Origin of the sequence: Nocardia sp. NPDC052316, assembly GCF_044547795.1 — a bacterium.
GTDB lineage: Bacteria > Actinomycetota > Actinomycetes > Mycobacteriales > Mycobacteriaceae > Nocardia.
On sequence record NZ_JBIUBB010000007.1, the window covers coordinates 220,304 to 246,344 of the forward strand.

Annotated in this window: 25 protein-coding genes and 1 pseudogene; 8 read left to right on the plus strand and 18 right to left on the minus strand. The window is 67.4% G+C overall.

The genetic code is table 11. The features are described from left to right. Positions 1 to 5 precede the first annotated feature (5 nt). The 8 genes from ACIHA7_RS32625 to ACIHA7_RS32660 form a co-directional block, all read right to left on the minus strand. Positions 6 to 626: an SAM-dependent methyltransferase gene (locus ACIHA7_RS32625; protein WP_397294904.1), complete on the minus strand. Its 621-nt coding sequence runs from the start codon at positions 624 to 626 to the stop codon at positions 6 to 8. A gap of 47 nt (positions 627 to 673) precedes the next feature. After that, positions 674 to 1,027: a hypothetical protein gene (locus ACIHA7_RS32630; RefSeq protein ID WP_397294905.1), complete on the minus strand. Its 354-nt coding sequence runs from the start codon at positions 1,025 to 1,027 to the stop codon at positions 674 to 676. 4 nt (positions 1,028 to 1,031) lie between these two features. Then, positions 1,032 to 1,997 (minus strand): acyltransferase domain-containing protein, encoded by a 966-nt coding sequence (locus ACIHA7_RS32635; protein WP_397294907.1) that lies wholly within the window; start codon positions 1,995 to 1,997, stop codon positions 1,032 to 1,034. Then, entirely contained in the window at positions 1,994 to 2,968 is a 975-nt protein-coding gene (gene fabD, locus ACIHA7_RS32640; RefSeq protein ID WP_397294909.1) for an ACP S-malonyltransferase, read from the minus strand. Before fabD ends, ACIHA7_RS32635 begins: the two co-directional genes overlap by 4 nt. Then, entirely contained in the window at positions 2,965 to 4,146 is a 1,182-nt protein-coding gene (locus ACIHA7_RS32645) for a cytochrome P450 (RefSeq protein WP_397294910.1), read from the minus strand. The genes fabD and ACIHA7_RS32645 overlap by 4 nt, the downstream gene beginning before the upstream one ends. Positions 4,147 to 4,173: 27 nt before the next feature. Next, positions 4,174 to 5,445, minus strand: coding sequence for a beta-ketoacyl-[acyl-carrier-protein] synthase family protein (locus ACIHA7_RS32650; RefSeq protein WP_397294913.1), 1,272 nt, complete (start codon positions 5,443 to 5,445; stop codon positions 4,174 to 4,176). A 22-nt stretch (positions 5,446 to 5,467) separates the two neighbouring features. Then, the gene (locus ACIHA7_RS32655; protein ID WP_397294914.1) at positions 5,468 to 5,680 is read right to left on the minus strand and encodes a hypothetical protein; all 213 of its coding nucleotides are present in this window, start codon (positions 5,678 to 5,680) and stop codon (positions 5,468 to 5,470) included. Between the two features lie 109 nt (positions 5,681 to 5,789). Further along, entirely contained in the window at positions 5,790 to 6,758 is a 969-nt protein-coding gene (locus ACIHA7_RS32660; RefSeq protein ID WP_397294915.1) for a helix-turn-helix domain-containing protein, read from the minus strand. Positions 6,759 to 7,035: 277 nt separating this feature from the next. Between ACIHA7_RS32660 and ACIHA7_RS32665 the strand changes: the two genes are divergently transcribed. Then, positions 7,036 to 8,190 (plus strand): sensor histidine kinase, encoded by a 1,155-nt coding sequence (locus tag ACIHA7_RS32665; RefSeq protein ID WP_397294917.1) that lies wholly within the window; start codon positions 7,036 to 7,038, stop codon positions 8,188 to 8,190. Positions 8,191 to 8,299: 109 nt separating this feature from the next. Further along, the gene (locus tag ACIHA7_RS32670) at positions 8,300 to 8,773 is read left to right on the plus strand and encodes a hypothetical protein (protein ID WP_397294919.1); all 474 of its coding nucleotides are present in this window, start codon (positions 8,300 to 8,302) and stop codon (positions 8,771 to 8,773) included. A 100-nt stretch (positions 8,774 to 8,873) separates the two neighbouring features. On the opposite strand, the gene ACIHA7_RS32675 is transcribed toward ACIHA7_RS32670, so the two are convergent. The 4 genes from ACIHA7_RS32675 to ACIHA7_RS32690 all read right to left on the minus strand — a co-directional run bounded on the left by ACIHA7_RS32675 (position 8,874) and on the right by ACIHA7_RS32690 (position 14,956). Continuing rightward, the gene (locus tag ACIHA7_RS32675) at positions 8,874 to 9,878 is read right to left on the minus strand and encodes a hypothetical protein (RefSeq protein ID WP_397294921.1); all 1,005 of its coding nucleotides are present in this window, start codon (positions 9,876 to 9,878) and stop codon (positions 8,874 to 8,876) included. Between the two features lie 476 nt (positions 9,879 to 10,354). After that, entirely contained in the window at positions 10,355 to 11,734 is a 1,380-nt protein-coding gene (locus ACIHA7_RS32680) for an MFS transporter (protein WP_397294923.1), read from the minus strand. An 86-nt stretch (positions 11,735 to 11,820) separates the two neighbouring features. After that, positions 11,821 to 13,839 carry an acetoacetate--CoA ligase gene (locus ACIHA7_RS32685; RefSeq protein WP_397294925.1) on the minus strand — a complete coding sequence of 673 codons (2,019 nt, stop codon included), beginning with the start codon at positions 13,837 to 13,839 and terminating at the stop codon, positions 11,821 to 11,823. 97 nt (positions 13,840 to 13,936) lie between these two features. Then, positions 13,937 to 14,956, minus strand: a complete 1,020-nt coding sequence (locus tag ACIHA7_RS32690; RefSeq protein ID WP_397294927.1) for an esterase/lipase family protein — start codon at positions 14,954 to 14,956, stop codon at positions 13,937 to 13,939. Positions 14,957 to 15,410: 454 nt separating this feature from the next. Here ACIHA7_RS32690 and ACIHA7_RS32695 point away from each other — a divergent pair, with 454 nt between their 5' ends. Continuing rightward, positions 15,411 to 17,264 carry a helix-turn-helix domain-containing protein gene (locus tag ACIHA7_RS32695; protein WP_397294929.1) on the plus strand — a complete coding sequence of 618 codons (1,854 nt, stop codon included), beginning with the start codon at positions 15,411 to 15,413 and terminating at the stop codon, positions 17,262 to 17,264. A gap of 299 nt (positions 17,265 to 17,563) precedes the next feature. Continuing rightward, complete coding sequence (locus ACIHA7_RS32700) at positions 17,564 to 17,848, plus strand: hypothetical protein (RefSeq protein WP_397294931.1); 285 nt, start codon at positions 17,564 to 17,566, stop codon at positions 17,846 to 17,848. 374 nt (positions 17,849 to 18,222) lie between these two features. Here ACIHA7_RS32700 and ACIHA7_RS32705 read toward each other — a convergent pair whose 3' ends face one another. Continuing rightward, entirely contained in the window at positions 18,223 to 19,497 is a 1,275-nt protein-coding gene (locus ACIHA7_RS32705) for an FAD-dependent monooxygenase (protein WP_397294933.1), read from the minus strand. Positions 19,498 to 19,748: 251 nt separating this feature from the next. Between ACIHA7_RS32705 and ACIHA7_RS32710 the strand changes: the two genes are divergently transcribed. Beyond that, positions 19,749 to 20,675: a GNAT family N-acetyltransferase gene (locus tag ACIHA7_RS32710; RefSeq protein ID WP_397294935.1), complete on the plus strand. Its 927-nt coding sequence runs from the start codon at positions 19,749 to 19,751 to the stop codon at positions 20,673 to 20,675. Then, positions 20,672 to 21,037, plus strand: coding sequence for a hypothetical protein (locus ACIHA7_RS32715; protein WP_397294937.1), 366 nt, complete (start codon positions 20,672 to 20,674; stop codon positions 21,035 to 21,037). Before ACIHA7_RS32710 ends, ACIHA7_RS32715 begins: the two co-directional genes overlap by 4 nt. Before the next feature lie 62 nt (positions 21,038 to 21,099). Here the strand turns inward: ACIHA7_RS32715 and ACIHA7_RS32720 are convergent, their stop codons facing one another. After that, entirely contained in the window at positions 21,100 to 22,227 is a 1,128-nt protein-coding gene (locus tag ACIHA7_RS32720) for a BTAD domain-containing putative transcriptional regulator (protein ID WP_397294939.1), read from the minus strand. Positions 22,228 to 22,299: 72 nt separating this feature from the next. Here ACIHA7_RS32720 and ACIHA7_RS32725 point away from each other — a divergent pair, with 72 nt between their 5' ends. Next, positions 22,300 to 23,592, plus strand: a complete 1,293-nt coding sequence (locus ACIHA7_RS32725) for a serine/threonine-protein kinase (protein WP_397294941.1) — start codon at positions 22,300 to 22,302, stop codon at positions 23,590 to 23,592. A gap of 22 nt (positions 23,593 to 23,614) precedes the next feature. On the opposite strand, the gene ACIHA7_RS32730 is transcribed toward ACIHA7_RS32725, so the two are convergent. Continuing rightward, positions 23,615 to 23,857, minus strand: coding sequence for a hypothetical protein (locus ACIHA7_RS32730; protein WP_397294943.1), 243 nt, complete (start codon positions 23,855 to 23,857; stop codon positions 23,615 to 23,617). Between the two features lie 210 nt (positions 23,858 to 24,067). Between ACIHA7_RS32730 and ACIHA7_RS32735 the strand changes: the two genes are divergently transcribed. Then, entirely contained in the window at positions 24,068 to 24,562 is a 495-nt protein-coding gene (locus tag ACIHA7_RS32735; protein WP_397294944.1) for a PAS domain-containing protein, read from the plus strand. On the opposite strand, the gene ACIHA7_RS32740 is transcribed toward ACIHA7_RS32735, so the two are convergent. From ACIHA7_RS32740 to ACIHA7_RS32750, 3 genes and pseudogenes are all read right to left on the minus strand, one after another. Beyond that, entirely contained in the window at positions 24,495 to 25,175 is a 681-nt protein-coding gene (locus ACIHA7_RS32740; protein ID WP_397294945.1) for an enoyl-CoA hydratase/isomerase family protein, read from the minus strand. The two genes, ACIHA7_RS32735 and ACIHA7_RS32740, sit on opposite strands and share 68 nt — an antisense overlap. A 162-nt stretch (positions 25,176 to 25,337) precedes the next feature. Further along, positions 25,338 to 25,523 carry a hypothetical protein gene (locus ACIHA7_RS32745; protein WP_397295558.1) on the minus strand — a complete coding sequence of 62 codons (186 nt, stop codon included), beginning with the start codon at positions 25,521 to 25,523 and terminating at the stop codon, positions 25,338 to 25,340. 104 nt (positions 25,524 to 25,627) lie between these two features. Next, a pseudogene (locus ACIHA7_RS32750) lies at positions 25,628 to 25,708 on the minus strand (SDR family oxidoreductase); the annotation flags it as partial. Positions 25,709 to 26,041 lie beyond the last annotated feature (333 nt).

Sequence of the window (26,041 nt, forward strand, 5' to 3'; positions counted from 1 at the left end):
CCGCGTCAGGGCATGCGGGTCAGGCGGTACCAGCGTGGCGGAGCGCCGGATGGGTGCGGCCCAGGCACTGAAGCCGGTGCGGCGGTGGGGGTTTCGCCGACCTGCCAGTCCGGCAAACAACGCTCCAGGTCGGCTCGGCTCGCACCGTGCGGCATCGGCCCGCGGCGCCCCGGCGCGAAGGCGAACAACAGCAGCGTCGCTCCCGGCTTGGTGAGCGCGGTGATCTCGGCGCCGTAGCGCCACCGTTGGCGGGCGCCGAGGCCGTGGAAACAACCGATGTCGAGCAGTAGCCGGTAGTCCCGGCAGGCCGCCGACGGCAGCGTCCGACGCAGGTCGGTGACGTCGGCTCGATGGAATTCGGCGGTGACGCGGCGGGTTTCGGCCAGTTGCCGAGCCGTACGCAGTGCGGGCGCCGCGGTGTCGATGCCGCACGCTCGCCAACCGCGCTCGGCCAGCTGCACGACGTACTCGCCCGTGCCACAACCGATGTCCAGCGCCGGGCTACCTTCCGGATGGGTCAGCTCCTCGGTGCGCAGCAGCGCGGCGAGGCGGTCGGCGAGCACGGGTCGCGCCCGCGTCCACGGCGTGAAACCCACCCGATACAACAGTGCGTACGGTATCGCCATCTGAATTACCTCTCCGCCGTTGCTTTCGGGCAACCGCGTGCTCGGGGTCAGTCCACCTGCCGTTGCGCCGCGACTACGGCGTCGGTCGTGACATGACGCAAGGTGCCGTCTTTGCCGTAGATTTCGGCGGTGCCGGTGCCCGAATAGGTCGTCTCGGCGAGTTCGGCGGCGACCTCGATATCGACGTGCGAGAACGGAAGATCGGAGGTGCCGAGGTGCTCTCGAATGCGGTAGCCGAAGCGACGGTCGCCATCGGCCGACCACTTTCCGGTACCGGTGCTGATCGGGGTGGTGAGCACGACCGTGCCGTCCACACCGAAGACGATGGTGAACGGATCGGCCTTGCCGTCGTGGGTCGCGGTTCCGGTCCAGACCCCTACCGGGGTGGGTTGTTCGGACATCGTGTCACTCCTTACTGTGCACCTGTCGATTTCGTACCGCCCGCGTATCACGCACGGCGGCAAGCATTTCGGACGCTCCGGCGACCCGGCGGTGCCCCGCGCGCACCCACGAGTGGGCGCGAGCATGCACCGCGAGTCCCGCGCCGGGCCCGGTGTCGCTCAGCACCGCGTCGGTGCTGAGCAGAAGATCGGATAGCGCGTGCCAGAACAGCACCGGCGCGGTGACCTGTCCGGCCCAGAATTCCGGCCGTACCGCCTCGTCCGGGCGCACCCGCCGACCGGTGCGTCCCGACCACAGCGGTATCGCCGGGACCGCACGCGCCTCCGCCGCCACGGCGGCCTCGAGCTCCGCGGCAACGGCGGCCATGCCTGGGCTGTGCCACGGTTGCCGCGCGCCGATCCGGCGCACCGGGAAACCGACTGCGCGCAAATCGGCTTCGGCGGACGACAGCGCGACCTCCGGACCGGCCAGCACCGTCCGGCGCGGTGCGTTCACCGCGGCGACGCACACCCCGGCACGCCGCCACCGCGGCGACAGGTGCGATCGCACCTGCTCGGGCGTCGCCGCGACCGCGGACATGCCGCCCGCGGGTGCTCGGTCCATGGCGCGCGAGCGAACGTCGACTATGCGAGCGGCCGCCCCGAGGTCGAACACCCCGGCCAGGGTCGCGGCCGCCAATTCGCCGATGCTGTGGCCGAGCAGCGCGGCGATCCGCACGTTCGAACGCAGCACCATGGCACCGAAGGCGTATCCCACCGCGAACAGCAGCGGCTGAGCGATCCGGCCGTCGTCGAGGTCCGGACTGCCCGACAACCACCGTCGCCGCACCAGCGCGCCGTCGTCGAGCAGCGCCAAGAACTCGTCGGCGGCGTCGGCGAATTCCGGCTCGCCGCCGTATAGATCCCATGCCATGCCGACGTGCTGGCTGCCCTGGCCGGGTAACAGCAGCGCGATCTCGCGAATGGTCATCCGGTCCCCCGCGATCGGGCGGCGACGCCGGGCGCGAGCTCGGCGACGGTGATCTCGAATCGGCTCGCATCGCCGGTGCCGAAGAACTCCGCGTCGGGCCGAATGCGCCGCCCCAACCCACTGAGCACCTTGCCCGGCCCCACCTCGACGTAGCGGGAAACGCCCGCCGCGGCCATCGTCATCATGGTGTCCACCCACCGCACCCGGTCGATCAGCTGACGCCGCAGCGACAGCACGACCTCCGCCGCCGTCCCCATCGGCGCACCGCTGACGCTGGACACCACCGGGATCTCGGGATCCCGGATGGGTATATCACGCAGCGCGGCAGCGAATTTCGGCTCGATCTCACGCATCAAGGTGCAATGCGCCGAGCCGCCGACCTCCAGCACCACAGCGCGTTCGGCCGCCGTGTCCTCGACCAGTGCCATGAACCGATCGACCGCGGCCGTCTCGCCGGACACCACGACCTGCCGCGGGCTGTTGTGATTGGCGATCTCGATCACCCGGCCGGTCTCCGCGGCCGCCCGCGCGCACAGCGCTTCGACGCTGTCCAGCGACAGTCCGAGGACCGCGGCCATCCGGCCCGGTACCTCCCGGTTGAGCTCGGCCATCAACGCCCCACGCAGCCGAACCAGCCGCAAGGCGTCGAGCCAGTCCAGTGCGCCGGCGCACACCAGCGCGGTGAACTCGCCCATGCTGTGACCGGCCACCATGTCAGGGCGAATCCCGTACCGCCGCAGGACATGCCACGCCGCGAGACTGGTCAGCAGCACCGCGGGCTGAGTTATCGGCATCTCGTTCAACGCCGCTGCCGGGCCGTGCAGGCACAGCTCGGTCAGGCCGAATCCCAGCTCCGCGTCGGCGGTTCGATAGAGCGGCGCGAGTAGTTCCGGCGCCAGATCGAGCAGTTCCTGCCCCATCCCGACCCGCTGTGCGCCCTGGCCGGGGAACACGAAGGCGACGCGGCTCATGCCCGCAGCCGCACGGGAAGGGTTTGCAGGCCCCGAATAACGTTGTGCAGCCGCCACTGCGGTGTACCGACCTCGATCGTGCGCACCCGCGCGACGAGCGCGCGAAGCAGCGCATGCCCTTCCAACCGCGCCAGCGCCTGACCGACGCACACATGGATGCCGTGGCCGAAGGCCAGCTGGTTGCCCGCGTTCGGCCGGTCGACGCTGAACCGGTCGGGCTCGGCCCAATACCGCTCGTCGCGATTGGCCGACCCGTAGAGCAGCAGCACGCGCGAGCCCCCGGGCACCGGGGTGTCACCGATCGTGGCATCCTCGGTCAGCAGTCGGGTAAACCCACGCAGCGGTGATTCCAGGCGCAGTATCTCGTTGAACGCGTTGGGGATCAGCGCCGGATCTGCGCGCAGCGACTCCCACTGATCCGGATGCGTGCCGAGCAACCACAGGGTGCTGGCCAAAGCGCTGACCGAGGTGTCCATCGAGGGCGCGAGGAAGTCACCGAGCAGCGCGGGCAGCAAGCGCTCGTCGACCTTTCCCGCGCTCGCCTCGGCCACCAGTTCGGCACCCCAGCTGCCGGGTCGGAGGTTACCGGGCATCGACATGCGGCCGAGGAACTCCCCCATCTCGGCCAGCAGAGGAAACCCGGCCATGGTGCGTGCGTTGAGCGGCCCCAGTGCGTTGAAACCCGCTGCGGCCCAGTCCAACAGGCGGGCCCGTCCCTCATCGACGGGCCAACCGAGCAACTCGGGTACCACCGCGAGCGGAAACGCCTGACCGAAGTCCGCCACAGCGTCGAAGCCGTCCCGGTCGATCAGCTCGTCCACCAGTTGATCGGCCCACTGCTGTACCAGGTCCTCGATGTCGTTGATCGCCTTCGGGGTGAGGTGCCGGGACACCAGTCCCCGCACCATCGTGTGATAGGGCGGGTCGCTGGTCAGGCTGCTGCCGTGTTGAGCCCGGTTGAGCTCCTCGGTGATCCCGACACCGGAGGCCGAGGAGAACGTCCGATGGTTGCGCAGCGCGAGCCGCACCTCGCGGTAGCGGGCGACGGCGAACACGCCGTGGGCGTCGAGCCGAACCACCGGGCCGAGCCCGCGCAATCGGCGATAGTCCGGGTAGGGGTCCTGGATCGAGGCGTCGCTGTACGGATCGATGTCGGTGACCGGGATTGTTGTCTGCACGGGGCCTCTTCTCCGAATTAACTTGGCTCAGTGGTTGATTCGCGCCGGACCGACCAGCACGAGCGCGCTCTGGAAACCGCCGAAGCCACTGCCCTCGGTGAGTACCGTGTCCACCCGCAGTTCCCGGGCGGTCAGCGGCACATAGTCCAGATCGAGCAGCGGATCGCGGGTGTGCAGGTTCGCAGTCGGCGGGATGACGTCGTTCTCGATGGCCAGCGCCGACGCGGCGATCTCGATGGCGCCGACCGCGCCCAGCGAGTGTCCGATCATCGACTTGATCGAACTGATCGGCACCCGGTACGCGTCGGTGCCGAGACTTCGTTTCAGCGCGGCGGTTTCGTGGATGTCGTTGCGTTTGGTGCCGGAGCCGTGCGCGTTGACGTAGTCGATCCGGTCCGGCGAAATGCCGCCCTGGGCAAGCGCGGCGTCGATGGCCGCGGCCATCTCGACGCCGTCCGACCGCAGCCCGGTCATGGTGTAAGCGTTGCTACGCGTGGCGTAGCCCGCGATCTCGGCGTAGATGTGTGCGCCGCGCCTGCGCGCCGCGGACAGCTCCTCCAGCACGAACATCGCCGCACCCTCCCCCAGCACGAAGCCGTCCCGAGTCGCGTCGAAGGGTCGTCCGGCATGCTCGGGGTCGTCGTTGCGCGCCGTCGTCGCCCGGATCGCGTCGAACGACGCGACCGTGATCGGCGAGATGGGGGCCTCGGTGGCACCGGCGACGACCACGTCGGCCGTGTCCTCCTGGATCAGCTCCGCCGCGGCCCCCACCGCGTCGATGCCCGCCGTGCAGCCGGTGGAGACCACCGTGCACGGTCCCTCCGCGCCGACTATCCAGGCCACCTCTGCCGCAAAGGAACTCGGCACGAAGTGGTGATAGAGCTGCCGGGTGGTGTAGCGGTGGTCGACCAGCCAGTCCCGCCCGTCCGCGCTGGCCGCCCGGTACTCCCGCTCCAGGCTCACCGTCGCGCCGACCGCGCTGCCCACCACCACACCGACCCGGTGTGGATGCGCGCCGGTGAGCGGGTCGAGGCCGCTATCGGTGACGGCCTCACGCGCCGCGACCACCGCGAACTGGGCGGCGCGATCCATCCGCAGGATGTCCTGCACATCGAGACCGTGCGCGGCGGGATCGAAATCGACCTCGGCGGTTACCCGCGAGCGAAACCCGGACCCATCGAACGCGGACAGGGTGCGCGTCGCGGTCCGGCCGTCGGTCAGTTGTTTCCAGAACTCTTTGACCCCCGTTCCGCCGGGCGCGAGTACACCGATACCGGTGATAACAACTCGTCTCTGCACAGTTCCTCCCGAAACAAAAAGATCACCGGGCGCGATCGGTGAGCTCGCGGAATGGCAATGCCATCAATGGATCGATGACCGTGCGCACGTTTGCGACCTGAAGGACTTCCGAAACCTGTTCCGCTGGAACAGGATCGATCCGGTGGAAGTCATAGCTGTGGCGCTCGAACAGCGTGACACCGCGCAGCCGAGGGGTCAAGGTTACGGCCGGAACGGACGAATTCCGCAGCAGCACCGGCTATATCGCGGAAGGACGCGGAATCGATCATCGGCCTGCACACGCACACGAAAACGCCGAGGTGTGCTGACACCTCGGCTGAATTCGATAGTTGCTGTCGCAGTGACTATTCGGCGGGCGAATTCGCCCCGTCCGGCGCGCCGCGCGCCTCCAGGACTCGTGCGAATTCGAGCAAGGCCTGAGCACGCTGCCTGGCGAGCTCGACGACCGCGCCGACGTGATAGTCCGGCAGGTTGCGCACCGCCGCCTGTTGATTCGCCGGATCGAAGCCCGGCATGTCGAGCCAGCGCAACAGGTGCCTGCCGGACTCGGTGCGCGCGACCGACGGGTCGCGGCGCAAACGCTGCAGCACTGCCGACACGTCGACGCGTCGCCGCGCAACGGCCGGCTCGGCCGCGCGGAACCCGTCTGCTGACGCGGAGCGCAGTCGATCCGGTAGCGGGTCCACACCCCGCCGCAGCCGTTGCCGCGCGTCCTTCACCGTGGTCTCGGAGATGCCCGCGGCGCGCGCGACCGCGCGGACCGTCGCACCCGGGTCGACGCTGAGTAGTTCGACGGCGCGCAAACGGCCGCGAGCAGTATCCAGGCGATGGACCACACCGTTGCGCGCGACTCGGTCGGCGGACTGCGGAATCTCCGCGGTCGACCGCCGCCGGACCGCGCCAACGGTCTTGTCCGAGAGACCGACTATCGCGGCGACGGCCCGATCCGACCAATTCGGGTGTGCGCACAGAATGCGCAGCGCCGCGGCCTTACGCTCGGCCACGGTCAGCGGCAGTCCCTGTGCCACATTGAGTTGCACAGCGAGCACGAAGGCGTCGCACTCGTCGCCCTCGAAGTAGACGGCCGCGATCGTCTCCTGCCCGCGCAGCCGGGCGGCCACTACCCGATGCGCACCGTCGATGATGCGCATCGAGCACCGGTTCACCAGGATCGGCGGCAACGGGGCCGCCGATTCGGCGAGCACCCGCGCATGCGCGGCGTCGATACCGCCGAACCGCGGTGAGTCCGGCGCGGCAAGGTCGCGCAGCGCGATCTGAACCACCTCGTGCGGGCTCTGCGAAATCCTCGTCACGTCTATCCACACCGCTCATCCAGCCGACCTGCCGCTCCCGCGGGTCAAGTCGTAAGTCGTTGCCGTCGACCGGGGTTCAGCTCGTCGCTGCCTTCCTGTGCGGCCCGCCGTCGGACTTCTGCCAAATTACCCGCGCCCGTGGACTCGGGAAATCAACTGAGGTTGTCTCTTCGGTGCACCGACTGAGTAGCGCGGCGCGGGGGGTCAACCATGGGCATAGTCAGATGTGCCCCACCGGTTGATGACTGCTCGACGTGCTCCGGAATATGGTGACCTCGTGCGGACCGTAGCAGCGGGGCAGCGATGGTGGAGTACGGCGTTCCCGCAGATCGTCGACGCCGCAGGCCCGATCGTGGTCACCGCGGTGGTGCTGCTCGCCGCCAGCGGGAACAACGCGGGCGGCCTCAAACAACTCGACCTGCTCGGTGCCGGTCTCATCGTTGTCTCCAACCTGCCCACCGCTTTTCGACGCCGGGCACCCCTGGTGACCCTGCTGGTGTGCTGCGCGGGGATGGCCGCCTTCGCGGCGACGGGATACTGGGAGGCCTTGAACGTCATGGGCTCCCTGCTGGCGCTGTACACCGTGGCCGCCCGCTACCCGCCGACCACCTCCATTCCCGCGGCCGCACTGCAGGTGGCCACCGCGGTATCCGCCGCGTTCGTCACCGGAGCGGTCACGTTCTGGATCGTCACCATGTTGACCCCGCAGTTCAGCTCGACCGCATGGATTCTGGGCAACCGCGCGCGAATCCTGGCCCGCCACAAGGAAAAGCCGACCACGCTACTCGATCACAGCAGCACCCATGGCACTGGCCGCACGATAATCGAGGAACGGGTCCGACTGGCACGTGAACTGCACGGCATAGTGACACACCACCTGTCATCGATCGCGCGTCGAGCCGGTCTGGCCCGATACTCCTTCTATACCGATCCCGAAACCGCCTATGCCGCAGTCCGATCCATCGGTGACGCCAGCGGCCAAGCCCTCGAAGACCTCCGGCGACTACTCACCCTTCTTCTCGACCCCACCCGGCCGGACGCCGCCGAGTTGGTCGGCGTCGCCCTCGGCGTCGACCGGCTCAGCTGGCTCGTGGACAACCTCACCGCCTCCGGCACCCCGATCACCCTCACCGTCACCGGCGTCACCCGCCGTCTCACCCCGGGCGTCGATTTATGCCTCTACCGCATCGTCCAAACATCCCTGTCCACCGCCCACTCGGGCGCCGCCGTCACCGTCGACTACCACCCGACCCGAGTAGTCGTCCGCATCACCGACAACGAACCGTCCCCCACCCACCCGGATACCCCCGACTTGACCAACCTCCGCGAATGGGCCGAACTCTACGGCGGCACCCTGATCATCCGCGCCTCGCCGCAGCACGGACGTCAGGTCGTGCTGACCCTCCCGATCGCCGACCCCGCAGACACCTGACGCACGCGACTGCCTGCCGCACCGCGACCAGACACTTCCCCGCAAAGGACATCGGTAATGGCTCTTCCCGGAAACAATGATCGTGCAAGTAGGTTGAGCGGGGGCGTCCATGGGGTTTGATCCCGGTAGGGGCAGCGACGATGAGACGTCGTCCGAGGAAACGGAAGCCCGCATCTGGTTTTTTCGGCGGAGTTGTGTCGGGCTGGCATTCGCCCTATGGGTGGCGGCGTTGACACAACCGCTGGCCGAATTCACCAGAGACGGCTGGGGAGTGATCCGAACGCTCGGGGTCTACCCTTTCGCAGCTTGGGACGCGGCCCCGAGCCTGGCTGTCCTCCTCGTCGACTGCAGTTTGCTGGGCATTATCGCGGCGGGGGTCGCGCTGGTCGCCATCTCCTCGAGTAATGTGAACGTCCGGGCTTACGGTTCGGTCATCGGCTATCTTGTATGCCTCTCGTCCGGCGGTGGCATCGCCATTTTGGTGGAAACGTTCCGTATTGGCACGCCATTGGCAGGCATGTGGATGCTCGTGGTAGCCACCACATTGCTCGGAGCGGCCATGCTGACCTTCGCCCGCGAGTAGGGAACCTAGCGATCCATACTCCTTCTCCGATCTGCACCGCGGTGCACGCCGCGAAGATCACGAGACGTCACCCAACCCAGTACTGCTGCGCGACGCACGCCTAGCGGCCGTTCGGTTCGGGTGCCTCGTCGCCCCCCTTCGAGTCGGGGCGTTGGTTCCTACCGCTCGGGGCGTTGTTGCTCGACGGGGAATTCGGGGTCCGCGAATGGTTCGATGATTCCGGCGCACTTGCCGAAGGTGTCGATGATTTCGGCACATTCGCCGAAGGTGTCGACGACGTCGGCGTGCTCGTCGACGGTGTCGAACCGTTAGTCGTCGGCTGCGTCCCGCCGTCGGTGCCGTTCTGCGGGGTCGTGGTTGTCGGTACCCGGCTCTCACTGGGCGGCACTGTCTCGTCGTCTCCGGTCGACGGGTTGTCGGGCTGGCCACCGCCGCCACCCCACAGGTGACCGACGGTGGTGACCTCGTCACCCGAGATCGACTTGCCGGTGACGCCCTCGAAGCCGGTGATCATCAGGATCGCGATGAGGAATCCGACCACGCTGGTGCCGGCGATCAGTGGCCAGTGCAGGCGATACCGGCGGCGTTGTTGCTCTTCGCCGGATTCAGCGCCGACGGCGGGAGACCGGAGATTCAGCTGGGGAATGGCCACGGTGGGTTCCTCGCCAAAGGACCGCCCAGCACCGGGTCGCGGCACCCTGTTGTTCGCGGGCGGTTGATACCCGGCAGGAAATCCTGGCCGCACGTCGTGCCTCCGGCTTGTCCACGCCTGCGTGGGCGGATGGTGAGTGTCCCTGCGTTGTCCGGACGCCTGCCGTGGTTGCTGAACCGGCCCGGCCTGCTGCCTGGTACTGGAATCCGTCAGCGCCAGCGCCGCTTCCCTGGTGCGCTGCGCCGCCTCTTTCGTCTTGCGCATCGAGCGCAGATACAGCTCGCCGCCGACCGTGGACACCACGCTCGCGATCCCGGCACCCGCCACGGTGCCGGCCACTCCCAGTGTCGATCCCAGAAAAGCCGCGGTCACCGCCGCCAGTGCCGCCGCGGTGACCTGCGACGGTTTGATGCCGTCCTTCTTGTCAGAGGTACCATCCCGCTCTTCGCCCATTATCCCGATCTGCTCGCATCGTCACCGTTCCAATTTCTCAACGGTATAAGCCGAGCGGACCAGTAGTCCCGCTGCCGGGACTACTTGTGACACAACGCATTCCAGCGGCTTAACGAACATAAAGTCGACCTAACAAGCACGAGCAATCCGGCCTTCAGCAACCCCCGCCTCGTCCAGCGGCGACCCCGTCTGGCTCGGGGAATTCGTACTGCCGCCGGGCCCCTGGGGATCGCGGAGGGACTGGCCGGTACCATGTAGCCATCCCGGTGACGGGCACCGTGGCTGCGTTTCTACCGGAATCTGCCGTGAGTGAGCGAGATACGAGGGTCCCGGAGAGCACCGCGTCAATCTCGACGGCCGGGGACTTCTCGCCGAACACTGTGACGGAGTGGATTTTTCGGTCGATGCGGCCGAGGTGGTCTGCTGGGCGAGTCCGTGGCAGGCGGCCACCGAGGTGCAACGGGCAGTGCATTTCCTCATCGAATTTCCCTTTCCTTGTTGCGGGTGAGTTCGTCGGCGCGGTCGACCTCCGCCAGGTCGATCCCTCTGGTTTCGCGGGCACACAGCACGGCGAGCACCGTGACGCCGGCGGCTGCGGCCAGGTAGATCGCGATCGGCACCGAGGAGCCGTACACGTCGAGCAGTCGCACCGCGATGATCGGTGCGAGGGAACCGGCGACGATCGAGGTGACTTGATAGCCCAGCGACACACCGGAATAACGCATCCGGGTGGGAAACATCTCCGCCATGATCGCGGGCTGCGCGGCGTACATGAAGGCGTGGAATACCAGGCCGATGACGATCGCTCCCACGATCGCCGCATTGTGTCCGGAATCCATCATCGGGAAGGCGAAGAAGCCCCAGCTCGCGGCGGTGACCGCGCCGACCAGGTACACCGGCCTGCGGCCGTAGCGGTCGCTGAGCCGCCCGGCGAACGGAATCGCCAGGAAGTGCGCGACGTGTGCGGCCAGCAGCCACCACAGGATCACCTTGGTGTCCGCGCCGACGTGCACTTTCAAGTAGGTGATCGAGAAGGTGACTACCAGGTAGTACATGATGTTCTCGCCGAGGCGCAGGCCCATGGCGGTGCACACGCCGCGCGGATACCGCCGCACTACCTCGAGTGCGCTGAACGAGGCAGCCTTCTCCTGTTCGGCGATCTGTTGCGCGGCAAGGAAAATGGGCGCGTCGGTGATTTTCGTGCGCACGTAGTAGCCGATCAAAACCACCACCGCCGACAGCCAGAAGGCCACGCGCCAGCCCCAGCCCAGGAAATCCGCGGCCGACAGTGTCGAGGTCAATGCCAGCAGTACCACGGTGGCGAGCAGGTTGCCGACGGGTACGGCCGCTTGCGGCCAGGACGACCAGAAGGCCCGGCCGCGGCTTGGACTGTGCTCGGCGACCAGCAGCACCGCCCCACCCCACTCGCCCCCGACCGCGAAGCCCTGCAGGAATCGCAGGGTCACCAGCAGGGCAGGCGCCAGATAGCCCACTTGCGCGAAGGTCGGCAGGCAGCCCATCAGGAAGGTGGCGGCGCCGACGAGAATCAGGCTCAGCTGCAGTAGCTTCTTGCGGCCGTACTTGTCGCCGAAGTGGCCGAATACCAGGCCGCCCAGTGGACGCGCGGCGAAGCCGACGGCATAGGTGACGAAGGCGGCCAGGATGGCGTCGAGGTCGCTTACGCCCTTGGCGAAGAACACCTTGTTGAACACCAGGGTCGCGGCGGTGCCGTAGAGGAAGAATTCATACCATTCGACCACGGTGCCTGCCATGGACGCGGCAACGACCCGCCGGAGTCCTTGCGGCGCAGGCTCACTCGCCGTAGCGTTGTCGAGCTCTATTTTGCTACTTGTCATTTAGCTACCTTCGGCATTGCTGGGTGCGTTTCGCGCACAGCGGTTCGGCCCCTGACGGATTCGATGAGGGGCGGCAGTAGGAGGTGTCAACTGTCGATGGCCGCGACGATCGGCGGCGCGCCGGTCCGGTGCGCGTACAACTCGACGAACGGCGCCAACGCCTCGGGGTCGGCCAGCACACCTGGGGCGGAGACAGTTTCGGGAAGCTCGCCGCGCAGAATCCGTTTCACCGGCACCTCGAGCTTCTTCCCCGACAGCGTGCGCGGAACCTCTCGGACGCAGTGAATTTCGTCGGGCACATGCCGCGGCGACAGCTCACCGCGCAGCCGTGCGGCGATCCGCTCCCGCAGGGGTTCATCGAGGACGCGGCCCGCGTCCAGCACGACGAACAAGAGCAGCTCGTCGGTTCCAGTGTCGTTGTCGGACAGGTGAATGACGAGGCTGTCCCGGATCTCGGGCAGCGACTCGACGGCGCTGTAGAACTCGGCGGTGCCCAGCCGCACGCCTCCTCGGTTGAGGGTGGCGTCGGATCGTCCGCCGATCACGCAGCTGCCGTCCTCGGCGATGGTTATCCAATCGCCATGGCGCCAAAGACCGGGGAGCGCCGCGAAGTACGCGCTACGGTAGCGCGCCCGGTCCGGGTCGCCCCAGAACCCGATCGGCATCGAAGGCATCGGTTTGCCGATCACGAGTTCACCCTCACGGCCCAGGACCGGCCAGCCGTCCTCATCGATCGAGTGCACGGCGGCGCCCAGCGCACGGCACTCCATCACCCCCGCCCGTACCGGCAGCACGGGCGCGCCGCCGAGGAAGGCGGTGCACAGATCCGTCCCGCCGGAGATCGACGCGAAATAGATGTCCGGGGCGACATGCTCGTACACCCAGCGGTAGCCCTCGGCAGGCAGCGGCGCACCGGTGGATCCGAGGCCGCGCAACGCGGACAGATCAGCGGCGGCGCGCGGTGAGACGCCGGCCTTGCGGCACGCCAGCAGAAATGGCGCGCTGGTGCCGAGATAGGTGGTGTGGCTCAGCGACGCGAGCTGCCACAGCCGAGTCGGATCCGGGTAGGCGGGATCGCCGTCGTACATGACTACTGCGCTGCCGACGGCGAGTCCGGACACGAGATAGTTCCACATCATCCACCCGGTCGTGGTGAACCAGAAGAAACGGTCGCCCGGTCCCAGATCATGATGCAGCGCAAGCGATTTCATGTGCTCCAACAGGATTCCACCGTGCCCGTGCACAATCGGCTTGGGTAGCCCGGTGGTGCCCGAGCTATAGAGCACATACAGCGGATGCTCGAACGGGACCGGCTCGAAGGTCAGTTCGCCGGTGTGCGCGACGAGCTCGTGCCAGCTGATCGCCCCTGGCTCCGGTGCCGCCGCCGGATCCAGGTACGGCAGCACGACGAGCTGGCCGAGCCCCGGCAGCGCGGCGCTGATTTCGCGGATCTCCGCGGTGCGGTCGATCAATTTCCGGCCATATCGATAGCCGTCGACGACCACGAGGACTTTCGGATCGATCTGACCGAGGCGGTCGAGCACCGACCTGGCACCGAATTCCGGTGGGCAGGAGGCGAAGGTCGCCCCGAGGCTCGCCGCGGCCAGCAGCAGCACCAGCGTCTCCGGGATGTTCGGCAGGTAGGCCGCGACCCGATCACCGCGCCGCACGCCGAGCCGGAACAAGCCCTGCCTGGCGCGGGCCACTTGTTCGCGCAGCTCCCCGGCGGTGTAGTGCACGGCTCGTCGAGTCTGGGAGTGCGCGATCACCGCGGTATCGCCGTCGGCCAGGCCGGGCATGCGCAGCATCGCCTGCGCGTAGTTCAGCGTGGCGCCGGGAAACCATCGGGTATCGGGCATCCGGTCCGCGTCGGCGAGGATCTCGGTGGGCTGGGAGTAGGCGGGCACGTCGAAGTAATGCCAGATCGCGGACCAGAATCCGGCCAGGTCCTCGACCGACCAGCGCCACAATTCGGCGTAGTCGGCGAAGTCGGTCTCGCGATCGCGGGCAACCCATTGCATGAAGTCCCCCATCCTGGTGCGTGCCCGGGCATCCGACGGCGGGCTCCACAGCACTTCCTGGGTGGACTTGTCCGCGGTATTCATTGCACTCCTAGTGATGCGTTGCCGCCGAGCGGCGATGGCTTCCGGTGCGTTCGGGCACCGAAGCCATCGCCCACGGCTGTCTCAGGAATCGGCCGGTTCAGGAACAGGCGGGGTCGATCACGTAGTAGTTGTCGCCGGTCTTGCGCAACTTCGTCGTGCCGGAGACGACATTGAGCCCCATGTCTTGGTTGGACCCGTTGGCCAACGCGCGGCCGCCGCCGTTGTCGTGCGCCCGCCCGGCCTGCACGTGCCGGTAGTTCGAGTCCGCGAAGCAGGGCTGGACCGGCGGGGTGGTGGTCGAGGTCGGCGGGGTGGTCGTCGACGTCGGCGGCGTGGTGGGGGTCGGCGGGTTGTCATCCTCGTGCGCGATGATGAAGTCGCGCATGATCTTCAAGGCCTGCGCATCGGTGATGATGTTGAAATGGGTCTGGGTGGTCAGCAGCCGATTGTCGGCGCCCTCGAGTTTCGCCGAATCGGTCGGCGCCACATTCCAATCACCCGATGAACGCAGCGTCAGATAGGCGACCTTGTCATTGTGCGGAACCTCGGTACCGGCGTTGAGGGCGGTCAAGAACGGCGTATTCGGTGCGGCGAACTGCTGGCAGGAGACGTACTGCTTGCAGTGATTGAACGTCGTGCCGTGATGCGGCCCGGCGAACGAAATGTACTGCGAGACGGTGTCACCGCCGCCGAGATTCTTGATGTAATAGCGCGCGGCGAGGGTGGATGCGGACCAGGTCGCCAGCACCACTTTGTTCGCGCCGGTCTGCTGCCGGACCTGGTTCACCTTCGCGCCCAATTCTTTGGCCGCGACCGCGAGATCCTGGGTCATCTTGCTGCTGTCGGTCCAGGTGAACAGCCGGTCCGCCGACCAACCGTTGGACTGCAGATTCTGCTTCATCGGATCCATGTTCCCGACGTCTCCGGTCATCCCCGGAATCATGATGACCGGATCATGGTTGGGCGCCGCGGCATGACCCGTTGGCACCGTGGCCACCACGGCCCCACCCGCACCGATCAACGCCGCGATCGACAATGCCGCCAATCCTCGACGCACCCAGCCAGCGGGATTGGTTGCGGAATCTGCCGAACGTTGCTTGCGTGAATGGAAAAGCATCGTTGCCTCCTGCCCCGCCGAAACACGGCACGCGGAAGATGTGTGCTCGTCGCCCCGGGATTCGACGGGTTTGTGATGCGGAACACCCGAGGTGGTTTAGACCATAGGAATGCTCGACATGGCTGACGATAGGCACCGGCGACACAATCCCGGCATCGCCGATGTGCAGTTCACCTCGTGCCGGGCCGTATCGCCCCGGTTGCCTCGCGAAATTCGCGATCGGCCGCACCCACAACATATCCGTGCGATTTTCTGTGTGCTCACTGCACATTGAGGGCCGCTATGGGCGGCGATAGCGTACGGCTGTCGCCACTTATGCGGAGGATCGTGCACTTGGCCGCCACCGACCCCCGGTGGGAAGTCCGGTGAATCGGCACTCCCGTCCACCCGGTGACATCTAGGGTTCGATCAAGACCCTCCGGACCCAGTCCGTGCAGTAACCCTCGGAGGAGCAATGACGGTCATCCAGGGCAGTTCGATGCTCGATCTGCTGCTCGAAGACGCCGATATCAGCGCATACGACGCGGCGTTGGAACGGGCCAGGCAGGCCGGTGCGCCGGTCGAGCGGATGATCGAACTCGAGCACGAACGCACCGTCGCGATGCGGCTGCGGGAAAAGCTGCTCAACCATCGGCGCAACGAGGCCGAGCTGCAGTTGCTCAACGATACGGCCAACGATCTGGCCGCCATGCGCGATCCCGACTCGATCCTGCAGGCGATCGCCGACCGGGCGCGACGGCTATTGGGTTGCGACCTGGCTTACATCAGCCTCAGCGACCGCACCCGCGGCGACTGTTTCATCAAGGCCGCCTCCGGAAACATCTCCGGTCTGCTGAACGAGTTGCGGCTGCCACGCGGCGCCGGCGTCGGCGGCAAGGTCGCGCGAACCGGCGAACCGTACAGCGTCTCTTCGTATTTCCACGACGACACCCTCGAGCGCACCCCGGAGATCGACGCGACAGTAGAGGCCGAGCGGATCGAGTCGCTGCTGGGGGTTCCGGTCAAACTCAAACAGGACATCATCGGCGTGCTGCTCGCCGCGCACCGCAGCCAGCGACCGTTCAGCAGCCGCGATATCGGTGCCCTGGTGATGCTGGCCGCGCACGCCGCGGTGGCGATCGAGAACTCGCGTCTGCTCACCGCCACCCAGGCCGCGGTGGCGGACCTTCGGGTCGCCAATGCCACGATCCAAATCCACCTCGCCGAACTGGAGCGCACCGCAGAGGTGCACGAAAGACTGACCAAGCTCGTCATCGAGGGCGTCGACGTGGCCGCGGTCATCGAGGCGACCGCGGCAGCGGTGAGCGGGGAGGTGGTGCTGCTCTCCCCCGAGACCGATCCGCCGGCCTCGACCGGCCGGGTCGAGGCGCTGGCCCGGCGCGCACATGCCAAGGGGCACAGCGTCGTCGAGGACCGGTTGTGCGCGGTCCCGCTGATCACCGAGTCCGAATCCCTCGGCACCTTGGTCCTGTTCGGCTCGGTCGCCGTCGACGACACCGACCGGCGCATCCTCGAACGTGCCGCCTTGGTGGCCGCGCTGGTTCTCGTCACCCGTCGCCGCATGGCCGAAGCCGAGGCACGGGTCCGCGGTGAACTGCTCGCGGATCTGCTCTCCGCCCAAACCCACGACCACGATCTGCTTCGCCGCCGGGCCGCCCTGCTCGAGGTCGACCTGGACAGCTGCCATGTCGTGGTGGTCGCCGAGCTCGAAACCGAGCCGAGGGAACCGGTTTTCGCCGCGATCGCCGCGCTGGCTCGGCGCCTGCGCTGTTTGGCTACGGTCCGGCACCGTTCGGTGATCCTGCTGCTGCCCGGCACCGACGCCAGAACCATCGCCTGCGACGCGGCGCGCGAGTTGACCCGCATCACCCGGGCACCGGTCACGGCAGGCGCCGCGACAGCCGAGGGTCCGGCCAGCATCGCTGCGAGCTTCGAGGAAGCGGCGCGCTGTACGCGGGCATTGATAGCGCTGGATCGCGTCGGCGCGGTAGGCGTCGCCGCCGATCTCGGATTCGTAGGCACGTTGTTCAGTGGTGAGCCCAACATCTCCGGATATGTCCGCTCCGTTCTCGGCCCGGTATTGGATTACGACCGAGAGCGCGGGGCCGGACTGCTGCAGACGCTCGACGTCTTCTGCGCCACCGGCCAGAACAGCACCAAAGCCGCGCAACTGCTGCATCTACACGTCAACACCGTGACCCAGCGATTGACCCGCCTCGCGCAACTGCTCGGCGACGACTGGCGCGAACCCGAGCAACTCCTGGAAATCCAGGTGGCGCTCCGTCTGTTGAAAGCACAAGGCGCGTAACACAATTAAACTGGGCAGTGCCGACCCCTCGGCATCAACTGCTCCACCAGCTCGTCCACGGCCCATTCGAACCGGGGTGATGCGACCGGCCCGGGAGACAAAGACGCCGCCGCATGAGCCGTCCTGCCCGACGGGCGCACACCGTGGAGACCCGATTACGGCCGAAACCTGGGCCGGCCATCCGTGGTCGGCCGACGCGCGGATGTGATCCTGGTCAATAAACCCTAACAGTTACTGTTGAGTTACCGATAGGCGAGTTGTCCGTGACCAGTTTCGAGGAGTCTCCACAGGAGGATCGCATGAAGCAGCGTGTAGCGATACTGACCGCAGCGGTGAGCACCGCCCTTGCGGCGCCACTGTTGATGTCCGCTACTGCCAGCGCCGACGTGTGGCAGCCGGTCCCGGGTATCTCGATCCCGCTGCCCGACGGCGTGTTCCGTGGCCTGCCCGGCGTCATCGCCACCCCGCCGCCCGGACCCGCGCCGACCGAAGGCGCGCCGTGCGAAGGTGACGGTCATTGGGTGCACCTCGAGGGCGGCAACGCTGCCCACTACGGCACCGAATGGCTCTGCGCCCACAACTGATACCCCGAATGGTCCGCAAACCATTCGCAAACGCTCCGGCGCTTTGTCCCGGCTAGCGCACGTACTGCACGATGAGATGACCTCGATCGCCCGCCGCGGAATCCCGGGCGGGAGATCGAGGTCATCTTTACTGGCCGCTCAGCTCACAGCCGCGTCCGCATTCACCTCGCGAGCCACACCGCGGTCCACCCGTCCGCACCGAAGTCCCTGCAGTCGTACTGATGGCTATCGTTGCGCTTCTCCGTCAGCACCCAGTTGAAGCACGACTGCCACGACGAAAAGCCGGTACGGACCGGGAACTCGGCGCCGGCCGAGGCGGGCCCGGACGTAGCGACTCCCATGACCGCGAGGCCGGCGATCATTGCGTCCGCCACCTATGGCGTGGCCGACGAGGTGATGGGCTGCCCGGCCGAGTCCGGCACCCCTGTGTAGTCCGGCAGCTCGACTCCGTTGATCGCGCGCTCGATCAGTTCGGTGAACCATTCGCCGGTGAAATCGACGCTCGGCTCGGCGTCCGGCCCGGCGACCTCGCGACTGCGCGCGTTCAACCGGCCGATCTCCTGGTTGGCCTCGACGAACGAGCGCATCCGCGTCTCGTAGGCGGCGAATCCGGCTTCCGGGTCCCACCCGGCGGCGGCCAGCTCGCCGGCCAGCAGATAGGCGCCGACCAGGGCCAGGCCGGTGCCCGCACCGGACAGGGGCGATGAGCTGAACGCCGCGTCCCCGAGCAGCACCACCCGCCCACTCGACCAGCGGTCCATCACCACCTGGGCGACCTGGTCGAGATAGAAGTCAGGAGCATCGTCCAGGTGCGCGAGGATGTCCTGGGTCAACCAGCCGAAGCCGGCCATTCGCTCACGCAACAGGCGCTTCTGCGCCTCGACGTCGCGGTAGTCGACGTCGAAGTTCCCCGCGGGGAAGGAGAACATGGCCATCGCCCGGGTGGTGTCCGGGACGGGCCGCAGGCCGGCGGAGCGCCCGGACTCCTGGTAGTCGATGAGCCAGCGGTCAAGCTGGAACTCGTTGGGCACGCTGTAGAAGGCCAGCACGTGCCCGAGGTGGCGGATGAATTCCTCGTGCGGCCCGAAGACCAGCGCTCGTAGCGCCGAGTGCAGTCCGTCCGCACCCACCACCAGGTCGAAGCGCCGCCGGTCACCGCCCGCGAAGACCACGTCGACGCCGTCCGCGTCCTGGGCGAGTTCGGCGATGCGGTCGCCGAAGAGGTATTCGACACCGTCATGGGTGTCGTCATAGAGCACCTGGGACAGGTCGCCGCGCAGGATCTCGATCTCCGCGATGAACCCGTCGCCACCGTGGTCGTCGGCACGGTAGGTCTCAAGCACGTTCCCGTCCGCGTCGACGGTGTACGCGCCTGCGGTATCGGTGCGGGCCGCGCGCACCGCCGCGTCCAGCCCCATCCGCCGGATGACCTCCTTGGCCACCCCGCGCGCATCCACCGCCTGCCCGCCAGGACGCAACACGGGCGCCCGCTCCACCACGGTCACCTCGGCGCCCCACCGGCGCAACCAGTGCGCCAGCGCGGGCCCCGCGATGCTCGCCCCCGCCACCAGCACCCGGGGACCGCTTCCCCGCGCCCCCGGTTCACTCGGCCGGGTCGCGTGCTGGTGCGCAGGGTTGTCGACGCTCATCGTTGCCTCCAGTTGTTTCCTCCCGCGCTGGAACGGTTCCAGGGCAGACCCACCGCTGCCGGTGCTTCCAGCCATACCGACTACGGACCGACCCGAAATTCATCGGTCCGGCCGAATCCTGTCGCCTACCGCACCGACCGAGCGTCTGCTGCACGTCCATGCTCAGCCGACTAATCGGCTCCGAAGATTCCACTAAGCATCGGGTTCTACGGTTGTCTCAGCAATTCGGAATCGACCGAAAAGAGTGGGAAATGGCAAGTGCTGACTGGGATTTCGAGCGAATGCCGAGCGTCGGCCGGTGCACCGCGGCGAACCGAGAAGAGCTGCGCGCCGAGCTCGCGGACCTGCTGCAACACGATCCCGCGACCCTTACCGATACCGCTCGGCTCGTCGACGACCTCGGCATGGACAGCCTCGACATGATGACCGTGTCGACGTGGCTGGACTCGCGCGGCGTGCGCGTACAGACCGATCAAGAGCGTCGCGGCACCGTCGGCGATGTCCTGGCGCTCGCGGAAACCGTTGCGAGCAAACGTGTTCAACTCACCATTCGCGCCGGGAACGGGGCATCGTCAGGCCCGCACTCCGTGCCGGAACTGCCACCGCCGCACCCTGATCCGCTCGCCCCTGTCCTGCAGAGCCCGATGTTCCGGCTCGACCCCCTCCAACCGGGCGACACCGAATACCTCTATGCGCTCGCGGTTCGCCCGGAGAACTGCTTCCGCTGGCGATACCGCGGGGTACCGCCCGCGCCCGAACGCTTCGTCGAAGAACTGTGGGCGCAGGTGGTCACGCAGTACGTCGTGCGGCGCGTCGACGACAACCGACCCGCCGGGCACGTCGTCGCCTACAGCGCCGATCGCCACGGCAGCCACGCCTACGTCGGCGCCGTGTTCGAGCCGGCCTACGCCGGAACCGGACTGGCGGCCGAGGTGATCACCCTGTTCGTCCGATACCTGTTCCATACCTTCCCATTTCGCAAGCTGTATCTGGAGGTCCCCGGCTTCAACTGGCCGCAGCTGAGCAGCGGCGAGGGTCGCTACTTCCAGGTCGAGGGTCGACTGCGCGACCACGTCTACTACGCCGGGCGCTACTGGGACCACTACCTCTGCGCAATCTACGCAGATCGAACGTTCGAGGAATCGACCTCGGATGGTGAGGAAAGGAAACTGTCATGAAGTCAACTGTTCGTCGCAGCATGCTCGTCGGCGCATCGAGCCTCGGTATCGCCGCCGCGGCGATCGCGCCGTCCAGCGCGTACGCCCAGAATGCCGCGCCCTCGGCACCGGAACCGTTGGCGGCGGCGCAGTTCGACGACGCCGCGGCTCGAACGCCGCTGCCCGCGTGCGTCGATGTCCGGCATTCGACGGATTGGCGCCAGAACAAGCTGGACGTCACGAACAACTGCGGCTATGGGGTCAATTGGTTCGTCGACAAGGAAGGCCCCAACCTGGATTGCCGGCACACTCCCGCAGGCGGGCGCGACCGTGTCACCTGGGGTATTCAAGACGCCTATCACGGCACCTACAAGTGCGGATGATCGAGTGGGCGAATCCCGGTGCCAGGCATCGGGATTCGCCCTATCCACGGACCAGCGCACACCTATTCGCTCGACTGCTCCTCGGCGAGCATCTCGACTCTCATTGCGGTCGAACCGATTCGGATCGTATCGCCGTCGGCGAGCAGGGTGCCGGTCACGATTTGCGCTCCGTTGACATAGGTTCCGTTCGCCGAGCCGAGATCGACGAGCAACATCCCCGCCTCGCGAACGACGAGCCGCGCGTGATGCCGGCTGACGCGCGTGTCGTCGAGGACCACATCATTGTCCGGTAGCCGGCCGATCCGAACCCCGTTGTCGAGCTCGACGGTCCGCCCATCCGACAACTTCAGCACCGCACGCGGCGCGGATTGCGTGGCCTCCGTGGTGGTTTTGCCGCGCGGTAACTCGATCGGCCGCAACGGCTGCTGGTGCCGGACCTGCTGCTCGAGGGCCAAGGTGACCGGATCGGGATCCAGCCCTTCCTGCTCCGCGAGATTCCGCCGTAGCCGCCTGCACGCGTCGAGTGCCTCGGCTTGCCTGCCTGCGAGGTACAGCGCGGTGACGAGTCTGCGCCACACGGCCTCGTTCACCGGATGATCGGCCGCCAGCGAGGTCATCGGGCCCACCGTCTCGGCCGCACGCCCCAGGGCAATCTCGGCGTCGACGCGGCTCAGCACCGTATTCAGGCGGCGGTCGGCCAGCTCGGCCGCGAAGTTGTCGGCGAAGGCGAGGCCACGCAGATCCGCGAGCGGGTCGCCGCTCCACTGCGCCAGCGCCGTATCGAAGTGCGCGAGGGCACCGGCGTGATCACCGGCCGCGGCCGCCGCGCTGGCAGCGGCCCGCTTCGATTCGAAACGCGCTGCGTCGCAGCAGTTGTCGGCGAGTTCGAGCCGATAGCCCGGGGTGACCGTCCGAAGGATCTCCGCTGGGTCGGCCCCCGCCGTCCGCAGGGCTTTGCGGATATCGGCGACGAACACGTGCAGCGTGGGAGCGAAACGGCGAGGCGGACGGCCGTCCCAGATACCGTTGGCCAGCGCGTGCGACGACACCACCCGGCGCCGGTTGACGGCGAGCATCCCCAGCACCGCCCGAGGCTTGGTGCCGCCGATATTCAGTGCCGAGCCGTCGACCAGCAGCTGTACGGGTCCGAGCAAGCGCACTTCCACCGACGGCACAGTCTCGTCGGGCATCTGCCAAGGATAGGCGGTGGCGCCGGAACGCAGCGGGTATTCTGGAATGCGTTCTCGTGCAGGAGGTGCAGTATGGCCGCCCCCTCCTTGCTGCGGGGTACGGTTTTCGCCGACCACCTCATCGTGGAACGTCTCGGCTCCGGCGGTATGGGCACGGTGTACCTGGCACGCCACCCGCGCCTGCCCCGTTCGGTGGCGTTGAAGGTGCTGGATCCCGAGCTGGGTTCGGATCCCCGCTTCCGGGCCAGGTTCGAGCGGGAAGCCGAACTGGTTGCGCAACTCGATCATCCGAATATCGTCGGCATTCACGACCGCGGCCTCGAAGAGGGGCTGCTGTGGATCTCCATGCACTATGTCCCCGGTGGTGACCTCGCGCGCCTGCTGCGCCGGCATCGGCGCGGACTCGATCCGCACCGCGCCGTGCACATCGTGACCGAGGTCGCCAAGGGCCTCGACCATGCCCACCGGCGCGGCATCGTGCACCGAGATATCAAGCCCGCCAACATCTTTCTCGGTGACGAAGATCGCGTCCTGATCGGGGACTTCGGCATAGCCCGCACCACCGACGCGGATGCCACCCAGACCGTCGGCCCGCCGGTGCTCACTCGGGCCTACGCCGCACCGGAGCAGTGGGCCGGCGACGCCACCGACCGGCGTACCGACGTCTACGCCCTCGGGGTCACGCTGCACGAACTGCTCACCGGTCGGCTCCCTGGCGCCGGTGTCGCACCATCACTCACGCCGCGCCTAGCGGCCGTCGTCGCGAAGGCTTCGGCGTCCGACCCGGCCGACCGCTACCAGTCCTGCGGCGACCTGGCCGCCGCCGCGACCGCCGCGCTGTCGACAAACCATCGTCGCCACCTCGCACCGATCGCCTTCGGCACCACCGTGACCGTGGCCGCAGCCCTGGTTGCCTGGGATACCTTGCGCCCCAACCTAATTGGTGGCGACCCGTGGCCCGCACCGGCCCTGGTGGAGATACCCGGCCCGCCGTTCCCACTGCAATGCCCCACGCCGTACCTGAAGTCCGACCGCGGCCCCAAAGGACTCTGCACCGCAGTGGATACCGCCAAGGGCGAGGCGACCTTCTACTTCTACTACCCGCGCACCAACGAACGGGAGCACCGGGAAGGCCCCTTTTCGATCCAGAACCCGAGTGAACCGGTCAAAAAGCAAAAGGACGGCACCACTTACGTGAGCGGCCCCACCGTGAAGTCGTCGTTCGCGGGCGCGGTCAATGTCGGACACCGCTACGACGCCGACCGTGCACACGGAGCCTTCGCCCGAGACACCTTCGGCGGCCTGCTGCCTTTCCTAGCCACCTTCGAATCACTACCGGTATGCCGCACGGTCGCGGACTGCTGACCCGCACTGCGCGACGGGTGATTCACTCGCTGCTGCCGCCCCCGGCGTGGAATTCCGAGGAGGAGCCGCTGGTCCCCCCGCTGCGCCTGGCGGCACGGCCAGCCGGGCCGGGCTCATCGTCGCGGTTGCGGCGGCGGAAGACTCCGATGACGCCGACCGCGACCAGCGCGACGGCGACGAGGGCACAGACCCCGGCGGCGACCGGAGAGAAATCCACCAGTGCGGCGGCGGCGATCAGCACCACTCCTGCGATGACAAACGACATCCGGCCCTCCCGGTGAAAGCAGTGAGTTCAGCATAAGAACTTACCGCTTCGGCCATTTTCATTCTTGCGAAACAGACTGCCCGGACGGCAATTTCGGTACACTAGCCGGTGGTGAAAGGGGCGGAAGTCACCTCTACTCGACTGAGCTACGCGCCCAGATTTCTTCATCGAACGCTGTTTGACGCTCTATTCCGAGTGATGGGAAGCGAAATGAGTATCAGTCAAAAGATTACCGCCGGTGAACTGAACGATCTCACGTTTCACGGCAAGCTCGTGGACGGTCACCTGGTGCCCGGTGGCCTGCTCGGTGACCAGGCCGCGATGGACGACATCGAGGTCGGGATGTACGTCCTGGAGAAGGACGGCACCCTGATCGCCTGCAACAAGACCGCGATCGGAGCGTGGGGGCGCAGCCCCGAACTCGGTAAGAGCGAGAAGTACTGCGGTGCGTTCCGGCTGCGTTACCCCTCCGGCGAGGTGATGCCGCATGAGGCGGCCCCGCCGTCGGTGGTCATCAACAACGGTGGCACCGTGCGCGACGCCGACGTCATCTGTGAACAGCCCAATGGTTTCCGGCTGCTCGCGCTGGTCAACGTCTTCCCGATCCGCGACGAGTCCGACGAGGTAGTGGGCGCGGTCAACATCTTCCGCCACAACACCACGAAAACCGTTCCAGGACTGCTGGAGTCGGCAGACGCCGGCTGAGCGCCAGCGGCCGGGCAGCGCCTCTTTTGAGCGCTCCGACCGCGACCGGTGACCTGCGGGCCAGCCGAGCAGCCGTGCTGCGGGCCTCATCCAGTAAGTCGGCCGGCGCGACCAACCGGTGCACGAGGCCGATGTCGCGGGCGCGGGCGGGAGTGATCGGGGCACCTTCCAGGCACAGTTCCAGCGCACGGGCGGCACCGAGTACCCGCGTAAGCAGCTGCGTGCCACCGCCTCCCGGGATGATCCCGACCAGGATCTCCGGTTGACCGATCTCGTAGGGCCCGTCGGCCATCAGCCGGATGTCACAGGACAGCGCCAGCTCGCAGCCGCCACCGAGCGTGCGGCCGTTGAGCGCGGCGACGAATACCTTGTCGGAGTCGCGCATTCGGCGACACACCTCGTGGTAGCGCCGCAGATCGGCGACGCCACCCGCACCGGCGCGGGCCAGCGCCGCCTGGCCGCCCGGAACATGGTCGGCCGCGCGGCTGGTGTGCAGTGCCGCGGCGGCGGCACGGCGGGTCAGGGTGACCGGCGACGCCGCTGCGCCGGCGAGGATTTCGGCGACATCGTAGTGACTGACGAACACATCCTCGACCGCGCTGGTGAGCACCACCGCGCGACGGCGTCCTCGCGTTCGAGCGAGCCGAGCAGCTCCGCGAGCGCGGTCATGATCTCGCTGGTGAGGAAGTTGTAGGGCGGATTGTCCAGCCACACCGTCAGCACGGCACCGTCACGTTCGGTACGGATCATGATTTCTCCTCTGCCGTAGGTCTTTTCACTGTCGGACGCGCCGGAGTCCGAGCCTGATCACCGTCGGCATCACCCGCTGATAGCCGACCGGGAACAGTCGCTGGACGACATCCATCGCGACCGCGTCGGCGCCGATGCGGACTCTCGCCTTTCCGCGCCGGATTCCGTCCACGATCGCCAGTGCCGCCTGTTCCGGTGTGGTCCGCGCCATCCGGTCGAACGTCTCGACATTGGCTGCGGCCGAGCCGGCCCGAGCGACGCCGGTGCCCTCGATGCGATGTCGGCCAGGGCCACAACGGCACCACGGCGGGCGAATTCGACAGCCGTCGCCGCCCCGATCCCCGACGCCGCGCCGGTCACCACCGCCACCTTGCCGTCCAGCCGCCTACCAGACATGTTGCAGCCCTTCGCTCGGATCCACCGTCGCCACCAATAGAGAACGATCGCTCCCTAAAGTAGCGATAGACCCGTCCGCGGAGCAAGACCGTCCGCAGACGCAGCCGAACGCACCGCCCGTCGATTCCGCGCACCCGAATCGACGCCTCCCGCGGTGTTCCGGCGAGCCGAGTTGTGGCCCACCCGGGCAAAAATGCGTGCCGGAGCCGACTTTCACACGGATGAGTTGATCGCCGGTGGGCGCTGTTTCAACGTGCTACCGTGATCGACAGCGCGACGTTCTGAAGTCAGTGCAAGTTCAATTCGTCGGTCCTGCAACGCATATGGCCGGCG